General features: G+C 71.6%; 12 protein-coding genes. 11 read left to right on the top strand and 1 reads right to left on the bottom strand.

The window, feature by feature from the left end:
* Position 1 precedes the first annotated feature (1 nt).
* The 10 genes from KKR01S_RS05695 (at position 2) to KKR01S_RS05650 (ending at position 11,202) form a co-directional block, all read left to right on the top strand.
* Positions 2–847 carry a 16S rRNA (uracil(1498)-N(3))-methyltransferase gene (locus KKR01S_RS05695; RefSeq protein WP_064725342.1) on the top strand — a complete coding sequence of 282 codons (846 nt, stop codon included), beginning with the start codon at positions 2–4 and terminating at the stop codon, positions 845–847.
* A gap of 189 nt (positions 848–1,036) precedes the next feature.
* Positions 1,037–2,062 carry a PhoH family protein gene (locus KKR01S_RS05690; RefSeq protein ID WP_081101595.1) on the top strand — a complete coding sequence of 342 codons (1,026 nt, stop codon included), beginning with the start codon at positions 1,037–1,039 and terminating at the stop codon, positions 2,060–2,062.
* Complete coding sequence (ybeY, locus tag KKR01S_RS05685) at positions 2,059–2,556, top strand: rRNA maturation RNase YbeY (protein ID WP_058730855.1); 498 nt, start codon at positions 2,059–2,061, stop codon at positions 2,554–2,556. The genes KKR01S_RS05690 and ybeY overlap by 4 nt, the downstream gene beginning before the upstream one ends.
* 12 nt (positions 2,557–2,568) lie before the next feature.
* Positions 2,569–3,852: a hemolysin family protein gene (locus tag KKR01S_RS05680; RefSeq protein WP_061225514.1), complete on the top strand. Its 1,284-nt coding sequence runs from the start codon at positions 2,569–2,571 to the stop codon at positions 3,850–3,852.
* Positions 3,853–3,854: 2 nt separating this feature from the next.
* Entirely contained in the window at positions 3,855–4,880 is a 1,026-nt protein-coding gene (locus KKR01S_RS05675; protein WP_058730857.1) for a GTPase Era, read from the top strand.
* 76 nt (positions 4,881–4,956) lie between these two features.
* A complete protein-coding gene (locus tag KKR01S_RS05670) occupies positions 4,957–6,426 on the top strand; it encodes an LCP family protein (RefSeq protein ID WP_099049732.1) in 1,470 nt (489 codons plus the stop codon).
* Positions 6,427–6,670: 244 nt separating this feature from the next.
* Positions 6,671–8,404 (top strand): 2-isopropylmalate synthase, encoded by a 1,734-nt coding sequence (gene leuA / locus KKR01S_RS05665; protein WP_058730858.1) that lies wholly within the window; start codon positions 6,671–6,673, stop codon positions 8,402–8,404.
* Positions 8,405–8,497: 93 nt separating this feature from the next.
* On the top strand, positions 8,498–9,259 hold the full coding sequence (gene recO, locus KKR01S_RS05660) for a DNA repair protein RecO (protein ID WP_061225513.1): 762 nt from the start codon (positions 8,498–8,500) through the stop codon (positions 9,257–9,259).
* Positions 9,256–10,041 (top strand): isoprenyl transferase, encoded by a 786-nt coding sequence (locus KKR01S_RS05655; protein WP_058730859.1) that lies wholly within the window; start codon positions 9,256–9,258, stop codon positions 10,039–10,041. The genes recO and KKR01S_RS05655 overlap by 4 nt, the downstream gene beginning before the upstream one ends.
* Positions 10,042–10,098: 57 nt before the next feature.
* Positions 10,099–11,202, top strand: a complete 1,104-nt coding sequence (locus KKR01S_RS05650; protein ID WP_061225545.1) for a quinone-dependent dihydroorotate dehydrogenase — start codon at positions 10,099–10,101, stop codon at positions 11,200–11,202.
* Positions 11,203–11,210: 8 nt separating this feature from the next.
* Here KKR01S_RS05650 and KKR01S_RS05645 read toward each other — a convergent pair whose 3' ends face one another.
* On the bottom strand, positions 11,211–11,822 hold the full coding sequence (locus tag KKR01S_RS05645; protein WP_061225512.1) for a DUF3043 domain-containing protein: 612 nt from the start codon (positions 11,820–11,822) through the stop codon (positions 11,211–11,213).
* 127 nt (positions 11,823–11,949) lie between these two features.
* On the opposite strand from KKR01S_RS05645, the gene KKR01S_RS05640 reads away from it, so the two are divergent.
* Positions 11,950–13,386 carry a dipeptidase gene (locus KKR01S_RS05640; protein WP_061225511.1) on the top strand — a complete coding sequence of 479 codons (1,437 nt, stop codon included), beginning with the start codon at positions 11,950–11,952 and terminating at the stop codon, positions 13,384–13,386.
* Positions 13,387–13,452 lie beyond the last annotated feature (66 nt).

The raw sequence follows: 13,452 nt of genomic DNA, 5'->3' as shown, positions 1-13,452 counted from the left end.
CATGACCCGCCCCGTCTTCCGCGTCCCCACCGATCTCCTGCGCGACGCGCGTTCGGAGGACTCCGTCGAACTGACCGGCCCGGAGGGCCACCACGCCCGCACCGTGCGTCGCCTGGGCCCCGGCGAGGAGCTGGATCTGGTCGACGGGCGCGGGCTGCGCGCCCCCGGCGTCGTCCGGGAGCTGCTGCCCGAGGGCCTGTTGGTGCGCCTGATGGCCGATCCCGCCCCGGAGCCGGTCGGCCGACTCGTGCTGGTCCAGGCCCTGGCCAAGGGGGACCGGGACCTGATGGCCGTGGAGATGGCCACCGAGCTCGGGGTCGCGGCGATCGTGCCGTGGCAGGCCGAGCGCAGCATCGTGCGCTGGAAGGGGGAGCGGGCCGCGCGCTCCCACGCCAAGTGGGAGCGCACCGCGGCGGCGGCCGCCAAGCAGGCCCGGCGCGCCGTCGTGCCCGACGTGCTGCCGCTGGCCGATCTGGAGGCCCTGCTCGGGCAGGTGGGCCCCGAGGACCTGGTGCTCGTGCTGCACGAGCAGGCCCGGAACCCGCTGAGCCGGGAGGTGCCCGCCCGCCTGCCGGATCCGCAGGGCCGGGGCCGGGTCCTGCTCGTCGTGGGTCCGGAGGGCGGGATCTCGCCGGAGGAGACGCGCCGGCTCGTCGCGGCCGGCGCGCACCCGGTGCGCCTGGGCCCGGAGGTGCTGCGCACCTCCACGGCCGGGGCCGCCGCCCTGGCCGTGCTGCAGGTCCTGTCCGGGCACTGGTCCCAGCTCGGTCCGGGGTCCGAGGGCGCCGATCCCGACGGGACGGATCCCCTGACCCCCGATCCCGACGAACCCGCCGCATCCTCCTGAGGATCCCTCCCGCCGGACCCCGGGCGCAGACGAGCCCGGGGGCGGGCGGGTAGGCTGGGATGGAGCATCCCGCCCCCGCGCACGCCCACCGTCGAAAGGCTCTCCGCCGCCGTGCTCTCCGATTCGCCGACCGGCGACTCCCGCCCGCTGTCCGTCTCCCGCACGTATGCCTTCGCCTCGCGCGAGGCGATGATCGGGGCCTTGGGCCCCCAGGACTCCTCGCTGCTGGTCATCGAACAGGCCTTCCCCGACGTCTCCCTGCACCTGCGCGGCCTGGAGGTCGGGGTCAGCGGTCCCTCCGCCCAGGTGCAGCTGGTGCTGCGTCTGCTCGAGGAGCTGGAGGCCCTGGCCCGGCAGGACACCCGCATCACCGTGCAGACCGTCCAGCGGCTCACGGACCTGCTCGTGCGCAACATGGCCCAGGCCGCGCCGAGCCTGACGCAGAACATCCTCTCCAGCCGGGGCCGGAAGATCCGCCCCAAGACCGTCAACCAGTCCGCGTACGTCGAGGCGATCGACGCGAACACGGTCGTGTTCGGCATCGGCCCGGCCGGCACCGGCAAGACCTACCTGGCGATGGCCAAGGCCGTGCAGGCCCTGCAGGCCAAGGAGGTCAACCGGATCATCCTGACCCGCCCGGCGGTGGAGGCGGGGGAGTCCCTGGGCTTCCTGCCCGGCAGCCTCAACGAGAAGATCGACCCGTACCTGCGTCCCCTCTACGACGCCCTGCACGACATGATGGACCCGGATTCCATCCCCCGGCTCATGGAGGCCGGGACCATCGAGGTCGCGCCGCTGGCCTACATGCGCGGGCGCACCCTCAACGACGCCTTCGTGATCCTCGACGAGGCGCAGAACACCACCGCGGAGCAGATGAAGATGTTCCTGACCCGCCTGGGCTTCGGCTCCAAGATGGTCATCACCGGGGACGTCACCCAGGTGGATCTGCCCCGGGGGGCCGCCTCGGGGCTGCGGCAGGTGCAGACGATCCTGCGCGATGTGCAGGACGTGCACTTCGCGCGCCTGGAGGCCGTGGACGTCGTGCGCCACCAGCTGGTCAGCGACATCGTCACCGCCTACGGGCGGTGGGAGCAGGATTCCGCCCACGCCCGGGACAAGCGGGCGCGCGACGCCGCCCGGGCGGGTTCCGCGGACTCCCGGAGAGACTCGCGGGACGCCGGGAGCGCCGGGGCGGATGCGGGGGAGCGGGCATGATCCTGGACATCGAGGTCTCCGAGCCGAGCACCGACGCCGAGCGCACGGCCTTCGCGGAGGTGGACCTGGCCCAGCTGCGCGCCCTGGTGGACTTCGCCGGCGCCCGTCTGCACCTGGGGGAGGAGGTCGAGCTGTCCCTGGCCGTGGTCACCGACGAGCAGATGGCCCAGCTGCACCGGCAGTGGATGGATCTGCCCGGGCCCACGGACGTGATGTCCTTCCCGATGGACGAGCTGAGGCCCGGCACCGCCGAGGACCCGGCGGCCGGGGTGCTCGGCGACGTCGTGCTGTGCCCGACGGTGGCCCGGGAGCAGGGTGAGCGCGCGGGGCACGGAACGGCCGATGAGCTGTGCCTGCTCACCGTGCACGGGATCCTGCACTGCCTGGGCTATGACCACGCCGAACCCGAGCAGGAGCGGGAGATGTTCGCTCTGCAGCGGCGGATCCTGGAGGACTTCCTCGGACACCCCGCCCCGGTCGAGACCCGCCACTAGAAGGAGGCCGTCATGAGCACCGTCCTGCTGATCCTCGCCGTCCTCGTCCTGCTGGGCCTGGCCTTCCTGATGACCGCCGCGGAGTCCGCGTTCACCTACCTGCCCCGCCACGAGGCGGAGACCGTCAGCCGGGAGGAGGGGCGGGCCAGCCTGCGTGCGGTGCTGGCCGATCCCCGGCCGCACATGTACGCACTGCGCTTCACCCGCATCGTGGGGGAGTCCGCGGTCAGCGTGATCCTCCTGCTGCTGCTGATGCGGGTGCTGCCCTGGGTCTGGCTGGCGGCGGTGCTGACCGTGCTGCTGGCCTCCCTGGCGGGCTTCGTGCTGGTCGGGGTCGCCCCGCGCCACCTAGGCCGGGCCCATCCGCTGCGGGTGGCCGGTGCCACGGCGAAGCTGCTGCGGGCCCTGACCCGAGGCATGGGGCCCGTGCCCCGCTGGCTGATGCGACTGGGGGCGCGGATCTCCCCGGCCACCGAGGAGAACGCCGGATTCTTCACCGAGGAGGAGCTGCGCGAGTTCGTGGACCGGGCCTCCACCACGGATCTGATCGAGGACAGCGAGGCGGCCATGCTGCACTCGATCTTCGAGCTGGACGACACCCGCATCCGCGCCGTGATGGTGCCGCGCCCGGACATCGTCAGCTTCGAGGCCGAGGACACCCTGGACAACGCCCTGAACCTCTTCCTGAGGTCCGGCTACTCCCGCATCCCCGTGCTGGGCGAGGACGTCGACGACGTGCGCGGCTTCCTGTACCTGAAGGACGTCGCCGAGGCGATGCTCGCGGATCGGGGCCGGGCCCGCGAGCGCGGCGTCGGGCAGCTGCTGCGTCCGGCCAGGTTCGTCCCCGAGTCCCAGAAGGTCTCGGAGCTGCTGCCCCAGATGCAGCGGGAGGGGACCCACATCGCCGTCGTGGTGGACGAGTACGGCGGCACGGCCGGGCTGGTCACGCTGGAGGATCTCATCGAGGAGCTGGTGGGGGAGATCGTGGACGAGTATGATGCCGCGGCCCCGGAGGTCAGCGCCGAGGGGGATGCCTACCTGGTCTCGGCCCGGCTGTCGGTGGGGGACCTGGGAAACCTGTTCGACCTGGACCTGGAGGACGACGACGTGGATACGGTCGGGGGGCTGCTGGCCAAGGCCCTGGGGCGGGTGCCGATCGTCGGGTCGGAGGCGCAGATCTACGGGCTGAAGCTGAAGGCCGTTAGGCTCGAAGGACGCCGCAACCGGGTGGGCACGGTCCTGGCCAGCCCCGTCGCCCCGGAGCCGGCCGAGTCCGCCGCCGAGCACGAGGAGTGACCATGGAATTCGCCGCCGTTCCCGAGGGCTTCCGGGCGGGCTTCGCCGTGCTCGTCGGGCGCCCCAATGCCGGGAAGTCCACCCTGACCAACGCCCTGGTGGGTCAGAAGGTGGCCATCACGTCCAACCGTCCGCAGACCACCCGGCACACGATCCGGGGGATCGTGCACCGTCCCGAGCACCAGCTGATCCTCATCGACACCCCGGGGCTGCACCGGCCGCGCACCCTGCTGGGTCAGCGGCTGAACGACCTGGTGGCCGAGACCCTGGCGGAGGTGGACGTCATCGGGTTCTGCCTGCCGGCCGATGAGCGGATCGGTCCCGGGGATCGCTACATCGCCGCGCAGCTGGCCGCGGCCGGGAACCGGCCCGTCGTCGCGATCGTCACGAAGGCGGATGCGGTGCCTCCGCAGCGTCTGGCCGAGCAGCTGCTGGCCGTGCAGGCCCTCGGCGAGGAGACCATGGCCGCCGAGCAGGAGGCCCGCCGGCAGCGTCGGGCCCGACGCCGCGGCTCCGGCGCGGGTGCGCCGAAGGCCGAGTCCGATGCCGGTCGCTCCGGCTGGGCCGACGTCATCCCCGTCTCCGCGGTCAGCGGCTACCAGGTGGAGGCGGTCGCGCAGGTGCTGGGCTCCCACCTGCCGGTCTCCCCGCCGCTGTACCCGGAGGGGGATCTCACGGATGAGCCGGAGGCGGTGATGATCGCCGAGCTGGTGCGCGAGGCGGCCCTGGAGGGGGTCCGGGACGAGCTGCCGCACTCGGTGGCCGTCACGGTCGAGGAGATGGTCGACCGGGAGGGTCGCCCCGCCGAGGACCCGATGGTGGATGTGCACGTGAACCTGTACGTGGAGCGGGAGTCCCAGAAGGCCATCATCATCGGGCGCCGGGGCTCGCGGCTGAAGGAGATCGGCACCAAGGCCCGGGCCGGGATCGAGCCCCTGCTGGGGGCGAAGGTGTACCTGAGCATCCACGTGAAGGTCGCCAAGGACTGGCAGCGCGATCCGCGCGCCCTGGGCCGGCTGGGGTTCTGATCCCGACTCACGGGCGGCATTCAGCCGGGCGTCGTAGAATCGAGCGCGACCCCGGCCTCTTCCCCCAGGAGACTCCGTGCCAGAAACCTCCAGCGCCCCCGAGCAGGACGTCCGCGCCGTGCCCCGCGGTCGGCACTTCCGCAACGACGGACTGGTCTCGCGCAGCGGCCTGTGGGCCGCGCTGTGCTGCATCGCCCTGCTGCTGGTCGTGATGGGCGCCGGCGGCGTCGCGGCCCTGCGGCTGCGGCACAACGTCAGCACCGACGCCCTGAACCTCGGGGGCAGCGAGAACCTCGAGGACGGTCCCCTGGACATCCTGGTGATCGGATCGGACACCCGCGCCGGGGCCAACAGCGCCTACGGCGACGCCGCCGATGCCTCCTCGGGGGCCCGCTCGGATGTGATGATGCTGGTGCAGATCAGTCAGGACCGGCAGAACGTCAGCGTCGTCTCCTTCCCCCGGGACCTGATGGTGGACATCCCGCAGTGCACCAACCAGAAGACGGGGCAGACCTACCCTGAGTCCCCGGACACCCAGATCAACGAATCCCTGGATCACGGCGGGCCGGGGTGCTCGGTGGCCACGATCAACAAGATCACCGGGATCAACATCGACCACTTCATGCTCGTGGACTTCAACGCCGTCAAGCAGCTCAGCTCCGTGGTGGGAGGGGTGCAGGTCTGTGTGGACCAGGCGGTCGATGATCCCTACTCGGGGCTGAAGCTGCCCAAGGGGGAGTCGGAGGTGGAAGGGGAGCAGGCCCTGTCCTTCCTGCGCTCCCGCCACGGCTTCGGCGACGGCTCGGACACCACCCGGATCAAGGCCCAGCAGGCGTTCCTGGCCTCGCTGCTGCGCAAGGTCAAGGCGCAGGGGACCCTGACCAACCCGGGGACGATGTACCGGATCGCGGAGGCGATCACGCAGAACGTGACCGTGGATTCCGGGCTGACCGATCCCAGCACCCTCGTGTCGATCGGCAGCATCTTCGCCGGCGTCGACCTGGACAAGGTGGTCTTCGCGACGGTGCCGAACGAGGCCTATCCGGCCAACCCGAACAAGCTGCAGCTGTCCGACTCCGCGCAGCAGGTCTTCGCGACCCTGCGCAAGGACGGATCCCTGGCGGCGAAGGAGCAGCCCTCCGCCTCCGCCTCCGCGCAGCCCTCCCCGTCGGCGTCGGTGGACCGCTCCGTGCCGGTCTCGGTGATCGATGCGACCGGCACGAGCTCCCAGGGGGAGCACGTGGCCGACCTCGTGGAGAAGCTGGGCTACACGCAGGTCACGCACCAGCAGGCCCAGAACCAGCTGGCCGGCACGACCGTGTACTACAGCACCGGCTATGAGGAGCAGGCGGAGCAGATCGGTCAGGCCCTGGGGGTTGCGGCGGAGCAGATCCAGCCCAGCGAGGCCTACGCCGGGGTCGCGGTGCTGCCCGGGCTGGACTTCACCTCGGGCGACAAGGTCAAGGCCGATGACCAGGAGATCGTCGGCGGCGCCTCCGGGCAGACCGCGCAGGAGTCCCCCTGCCAGCAGGCCTTCGGGTACTAGGCCCGGGCGGCCCGCGCGGTGCGGGAACGCCCGAGCCGGTCCCGGTTCGTCCATTATCTGGACTCCGGGGCGGGCAGGGGGCGTGCGGCGGGGCACGGTGATACGTTGCTGATGTGATGCACACGGCAGTACTCCGACGCCTTAGCCGCCGCAGCGAGGTCAGCTTCCCCTAGGCCGACCCCCTCGCTGCGGAGCCGCCGCCCGCGTCGACCGCCCATCCTGACCCAGGAAGAAGGCGAGTGCCTTGCCCAACCGCCAGCAGCCCTCCCCGATGCCCACCCATCGGTATCGTCCCTATCTCGAGCAGCTGCCCGTGTCCCTGCCGGACCGCACCTGGCCGGACCGGGTCATCACTCAGGCCCCGCGCTGGTGCGCGGTGGACCTGCGCGACGGGAACCAGGCCCTGGCCGATCCGATGGACACCGACCGCAAGCTGGCCATGTTCAAGCTCCTGGTGGCCATGGGCTACAAGGAGATCGAGGTCGGCTTCCCCTCGGCCTCCCAGACGGACTTCGACTTCGTGCGCACCCTCATCGAGGGTCGGCACATCCCCGAGGACGTCACGATCCAGGTGCTGGTCCAGTGCCGGGAGCACCTGATCGAGCGCACCTACGAGGCCATCGAGGGCGCCCCCTCCGCGATCGTGCACTTCTACAACTCCACCTCGGTGCTGCAGCGCCGGGTGGTCTTCCAGGCGGATCAGGACGAGATCCTGGACATCGCCCTGCGCGGGGCCCGGCTGTGCGCCAAGTACGAGGAGCAGCTGGGCAGCGCCGTGCCCATCACCTACGAGTACTCCCCGGAGTCCTACACGGGCACCGAGGTCCAGTACGCGGCCCGGGTCGCCAACGCCGTCGCCGCCGAGCTGGGGGTCGGCGACGGCCGCGAGGTCATCATCAACCTGCCGGCCACCGTAGAGATGGCCACCCCCAACATCTACGCCGACTCCATCGAGTGGATGCACCGGCACCTGGAGCACCGGGAGAACGTGGTGCTGTCCCTGCACCCGCACAACGACCGCGGCACCGGTGTGGCCGCGGCCGAGCTGGGGTACCTGGCCGGGGCCGACCGGATCGAAGGGTGCCTGTTCGGCAACGGCGAGCGCACCGGCAACGTGGACCTGGTGACGCTGGGACTGAACATGCTGACCCAGGGCGTGGATCCGCAGATCGACTTCTCCGACATCGAGCACATCCGCCACACCGTGGAGTACGCGAACCAGCTGCGCGTGCCCGAGCGCACCCCCTACGGCGGGGAGCTGGTCTTCACGGCCTTCTCCGGGTCCCACCAGGACGCCATCAAGAAGGGCTTCGATGCGATGGCCCAGCGGGCGGAGCAGACCGGGCAGGACCCCGCGGACATGGAATGGGCGGTGCCGTACCTGCCGATCGACCCGAAGGACGTCGGGCGCGACTACGAGGCCGTGATCCGGGTAAACTCCCAGTCCGGCAAGGGCGGGATCGCCTACCTGCTGCAGCGGCAGAAGGGCCTGGAGATGCCCAAGCGGGCGCAGGCCGAGTTCTCCGCGCTGGTCCAGGCGCGCACCGACGAGCAGGGCGGGGAGATCACCAGCGTCGCCCTGTGGGAGATCTTCCGGGACGAGTACCTGCCGGCCGAGGAGCCGGGGGCTGCGCGCTGGGGCCGGTTCCGCATCGCCTCGATGACCACCGAGGCCGCAGACACGGGGGACACGACGCTGCGGGTGCGGCTGGAGGCCGGGGGCCGTGTCCTGGAGCGCTCCGGCACCGGCAGCGGCCCGATCGACGCGATGACGCAGATCCTCTCCCGCGAGGGAGTGGATGTGCGCGTGCTGGACTACTCCGAGCACGCGCTGAGCTCGGGGGAGTACGCCCAGGCCGCCAGCTACGTCGAGGCGGCCGTGGGGGATCGGGTGCTGTGGGGCGTGGGCATCGACGCCAACACCACCCGCGCCGGGCTGAAGGCCGTGGTCTCCGCGGTGAACCGCGCGCTGCGCTGAGTCGGGGCGTTCGGATCGGCCCGTGCCGTGGCCGCCGTCGGCCGGGACCCTGCGCTCCCGGCCTCGAGCGGGCTGCCGTGGGAGAATGGAGGCGTGCCTCTGACCGCGATCCCCGCCCGCAGCTCCCGGGACCTGCTGCTGATCCTCGCGACCCACCCCCTGGGGGAGGCCGACCGGATCATCGTGGGTCTCACCGCCCACCACGGGATGCTGCGCGCGGTGGCCAAGGGGGTGCGGCGGGCCTCGTCGAAGATGGGGGCGCGCCTGGAGCCGTTCATGGTCGCGGACGTCTCCTTCGTCTCCGGACGCTCCCTGGCCACGATCACCCAGGCCGTGACCGTCAAGGCCTACTCCGCCCCGCTGGTGGCCGATTGGGACGCGTATGTGGCGGCCAGCGCGATCTGCGAGGTCGCCGACCGCATCGGGCAGGGGGAGCAGGACACGGCCGCGGCGCTGTTCCCCCTCACGGCCGGGGCGCTGTCGGCCCTGGCGCGGCACCTGCACGATCCGCGCGACGTCCTGGACTCCTACCTGCTGCGCGCCCTGGCAGCGGCCGGCTGGTCGGTCAGCACGAACCGCTGCGTGCGCTGCGGGGGTGAGGCGGACCTTCTCGGGTGGTCCGTGCGCGACGGCGGCGCCGTCGGCTCCGGATGCCTGGAACCGGGGGACCGGCCCCTGCGCGCCGGGGATCTGGACCGCCTCGACGCCCTGGCCCGGGGTGACTGGGCCGCGCTGGACTCGGCGGACGACGATGCCTCGCGTCGTCGGACCGGGCGGCTGGTGCGGGCTTCGGTACAGTGGCACCTGGACCAAGCGTTCCGGTCCTTCGATCTGCTGGAAGAAAGGCCTCGATGAATCAGCCGGTGCAGCCCTTCCTCCATCCCAGCGGTCGCACCGCGCCGGACATCCCCCGGCGCTTCGTGCCGCAGCACGTCGCGGTGGTCATGGACGGCAACGGCCGGTGGGCCAACGCCCGCGGTCTGCCGCGCAACGAGGGCCACAAGGCCGGGGAGCAGGCGCTGCTGGACGTCGTGGCCGGGGCCATCGAGATGGGGATCCCGTATGTCAGCGCCTACGCCTTCTCCACGGAGAACTGGAAGCGCTCCCTGGACGAGGTCAGCTTCCTCATGCGCTTCTGCACGGACGTGCTGGAGCGCCAGCTGGAGACCCTGAAGTCCTGGGGGGTGCGCATCCGGTGGGCCGGGCGCAGACCCCGACTGTGGACCTCGGTGATCCGGCAGCTGGAGCAGTGCGAGCGGGAGACCAGAGAGAACACGGTGTGCACGCTGGTGATGTGCGTGAACTACGGGGGCCGCGCCGAGATCGCCGATGCCGCCGCCGCCATCGCCGCCGACGCCGCGGCAGGGCGCCTGAAGCCGGGCTCGGTCACGGAGAAGACCTTCGCCCGGTACCTGGACGAGCCCGAGGTGCCCGACGTCGACCTGTTCCTGCGCACCTCGGGGGAGCAGCGCTTCTCCAACTTCCTCCTGTGGCAGTCGGCCTACGCGGAGATGGTCTTCATGGACGTGCTCTGGCCGGACATGGACCGGCTCGTGCTGTGGCGCGCGGTCGAGGAGTACGCCCGGCGGGACCGACGCTACGGGGCGGCCGTCGACAAGGCTTCAAGCAACACCTGAGATTGAACAACAGACCTTCAACTGCAACCTGAGATATAACGAGCGAGGATGAACATGGTGCGCTTCTACCCGACCTTCTTCCGCGTGGTCTTCTCCGGGATGGATCCCGAACGAGCCCACCGCATCGGCTTCGACGGCATCAAGGCGGCCCGGGCCACCGGCGCCTCCCGGCTCCTGCGGGTCCTGTGCGCCCCCCACCCGCAGCTGCGCACCCGCGCTCTGGGGCTGGACTTCCCGTCGCCCTTCGGTCTGGCCGCCGGCTTCGACAAAGGCGCAACCGGCGTCGCGGCGCTGGCGGATCTGGGGTTCGGGCATGTTGAGGTCGGCACCATCACGGCCCAGGCCCAGCCCGGCAATCCCCGCCCGCGGCTGTTCCGCCTCGTGCGCGACCGCGCCGTGATCAACCGCATGGGCTTCAACAACGACGGCGCCGGGGCCATCGGCCCGCGCCTGGCCGCGGCGCACGCGGACCTGGAGGGGGCTCGGAGCGGACGCCGCGTCCGCCCCGTGATCGGGGTGAACATCGGCAAGACCAAGATCGTGCCCCTGGAGGAGGCCACCGCGGATTACCTGGAGAGCACCCGCGCCCTGGCCCCGCAGGCCGATTACCTGGCCGTGAACGTCAGCTCCCCGAACACTCCCGGCCTGCGGGATCTGCAGACCGCGCAGAGCCTCGAGCCGCTGCTGCGCGCGGTCGGGGAGGAGGCGGACCGGGTGGCCGGGCGTCACGTGCCCCTGCTGGTGAAGATCGCCCCGGATCTGGAGGACGAGCAGATCCGGGAGATCGCCGAGCTGGCCGAGCGAGTCGGTCTGGACGGGATCATCGCGGTGAACACCACGATCGCCCGCGAGGGCCTGGGCCTGCGCAGCGACCCCGCGGAGGTGGCCGAGCGCGGCGCGGGCGGGCTCTCCGGCGAGCCCCTGCGTCGACGGGCCCTGGAGGTCCTGGATCTGCTGCGCGGCATCGTCCCGGAGTCCATGGCCGTCGTCTCGGTCGGCGGCATCACCACGGCCCAGGATGTCTACGAGCGCCTGGAGCACGGGGCAGACCTCGTGCAGGGCTACACCGCGTTCCTCTACGAGGGCCCGTTCTGGGTCCGCCGGATCAACCGCGGCCTACGCCGGCTGATGGCTCGGCGGGATCCCCGCCGCTCCCGCTGAGGCGGGGATCAGGCGGGGCGCTCCCCGTGGCGGACCTGGGGCTTGGGCAGACGCAGGCGGCGGATCATCATGGCCCGGTTCCACGCGTACCAGGCCGAGCCCTGCTGGACCGTGGTGAACTTCTCGACCAGGCGGGATTTCAGCTTCCGCCACATCAGCCAGGTGTCGATGATCCATACGAGGATCAGGATCCACATGATGTTCACCAGGATGGGCTGCTGGGCCGGCAGGAACATGCTTCCGATGAACAGGATCAGCAACACGACGATGAAGAAGTCGCCGATGTTGCGCCGGGAATCCACGAAGTCGCGCGCGAAGCGGCGCTGCGGGCCCCGATCGCGCGCGGGCAGGTAGCGTTCGTCGCCGGTCTGCATCGCCTGGTTCTGCAGGATCCGCGCCTCGCGGGCGGCCTCGCGGTTGGCTTCCTTGGCCGCCTTGCGATCCTGGGGGACCAGCGGACGACGCCGGGCGGCCTCCTGCTCCTTGCGGCTGGGGGTGGGGCGGCCCTTGCCGGGGGTCGTTCCGCGCCCGCCGTCGTGTGGGCGGGTCGGCGATTCCCGGACGCTCTCCTGGGCGGGATCGGGCCGATCTTCCTGGGATTTCTTCTTCTTTCCGAACACCCGACCATGGTACCGGTCCGCCGTCCCGGTGCGGCCCGGGCGCACGACCTGCCGGGCGGGCCGGTGGGAAGCCCGCGCGGCGGCCCGGGCCGGTGCATGCGGGGCGGGCGCGGATAGGCTGGAGGGCATGAGCACCGATGCAACACCCCACACGCCCGCCGACCGCCCGCAGGAGCACGCCGCGCTGATGCGCGCGGTGGAGGAGGACTTCCCGCGGATCCTCGAGCAGCTCACCGAGCTGGTCGCCATCCCCTCGATCGCCTGGGAGAGCCACGACCTCAGCCAGGTGTCCCGCAGCGCGGAGGCCGTCGCCGAGCTGGCTCGCCAGGCCGGGCTGGAGCAGGTGGAGATCCTCACCGCCGCCCGCCCGGACGGATCCCAGGGGATGCCCGCCGTCGTCGCCTCCCGACCGGCCGCCCCGGGGTATCCGACCGTCATGCTCTACGCCCACCACGACGTGCAGCCGGTCTCCGATCCGCAGCAGTGGAACACCGAGCCCTTCGTCGCCACCCCGGTGGGCGATCGGCTCTACGGCCGCGGGGCCGCCGATGACAAGGCCGGGGTCATGGTCCATCTGGCCTCGGTGCGCCACCTGATCGACACCCTCGGGGATGACCTGCGCCTGGGCATCACCCTGTTCATCGAGGGGGAGGAGGAGGCGGGCTCGCCCAGCTTCGAGAACTTCCTGGCTCAGTATCGGGACAAGCTGGCCGCGCAGACCATCGTCGTCGCTGATTCGGCGAACTGGCGGGCCGGGGTCCCGGCCCTGACCTCGAGTCTGCGCGGGGTCGTCTCCGGCACGGTCACCGTGCGCATGATGGACCACGCGCTGCACTCGGGGATGTTCGGCGGGCCCCTGCTGGATGCGACCACCGTGATGGTCCGGCTGCTGGCCACCCTGCACGATGCCGACGGCGCGGTCGCCGTCGAGGGCCTCGTGCGCGCGCCGGAGCCGGAGCTGGACTACGACGAGGCCGACTTCCGGGCCGACGCCGGGGTGGCCGAGGAGGCGGCGCTGGCCGGGCGCGGATCCCTCACGTCGCGGCTGTGGGCCCAGCCGGCGCTGTCGGTGATCGGAATGGACGTGACCCCGGTGGAGCACTCCTCCAACACGATGGTCGAGACCTGCCGCGCCCGGGTCAGCCTGCGGCTGGCACCGGGCCAGGACCCGGCCGAGGCCCACCGACTGCTGGAGCGGCACCTGCGCGAGCACGCTCCCGCGGGCGTGCAGGTGACCTACGACGCGGGGGAGGCAGGCAGCCCGTTCGAGGCCGACACCTCCTCGGCCTCGGCCCAGGCCGTGCTCGCCGCGATGGGCGAGGCCTGGGGCGTGCAGCCGGTGCTGACCGGCATGGGCGGCTCCATCCCGTTCGTCGCCTCGCTGACCGAGACCTTCCCGCAGGCCGCGATCCTGATCACCGGCATCGAGGATCCGGACACCCGCGCCCACAGCGCCAACGAGTCCCTGTACGTCCCGGACTTCCGCCGGGCCATCGAGGCGCAGGCGCTGTTCCTGGCGCGGATGAACGAGAACGGCTCCGGGTCCGAGGCCGCCGGGGAATAAACGGAAGGCCCACCGCCGTTGGCCACAGGTGCACGGCGGACTAGGCTTTCGGAACACGAGGACGGA

Source organism: Rothia kristinae NBRC 15354 (assembly GCF_001570865.1).
Taxonomy (GTDB): domain Bacteria; phylum Actinomycetota; class Actinomycetes; order Actinomycetales; family Micrococcaceae; genus Rothia; species Rothia kristinae.
Note: the sequence above shows the minus strand (reverse complement) of the source record. Positions and strands in the feature narration are given on the sequence as shown.

Bases quoted from the DNA above. Each gene is read 5' to 3' on its own strand.
- KKR01S_RS05655 (WP_058730859.1), top strand. From the start codon at position 9,256: ATGAATCAGCCGGTGCAGCCCTTCCTCCATCCCAGCGGTCGCACCGCG.
- KKR01S_RS05695 (WP_064725342.1), top strand. From the start codon at position 2: ATGACCCGCCCCGTCTTCCGCGTCCCCACCGATCTCCTGCGCGACGCG.
- ybeY (WP_058730855.1), top strand. From the start codon at position 2,059: ATGATCCTGGACATCGAGGTCTCCGAGCCGAGCACCGACGCCGAGCGC.
- KKR01S_RS05640 (WP_061225511.1), top strand. From the start codon at position 11,950: ATGAGCACCGATGCAACACCCCACACGCCCGCCGACCGCCCGCAGGAG.
- KKR01S_RS05680 (WP_061225514.1), top strand. From the start codon at position 2,569: ATGAGCACCGTCCTGCTGATCCTCGCCGTCCTCGTCCTGCTGGGCCTG.
- KKR01S_RS05675 (WP_058730857.1), top strand. From the start codon at position 3,855: ATGGAATTCGCCGCCGTTCCCGAGGGCTTCCGGGCGGGCTTCGCCGTG.
- KKR01S_RS05690 (WP_081101595.1), top strand. From the start codon at position 1,037: ATGATCGGGGCCTTGGGCCCCCAGGACTCCTCGCTGCTGGTCATCGAA.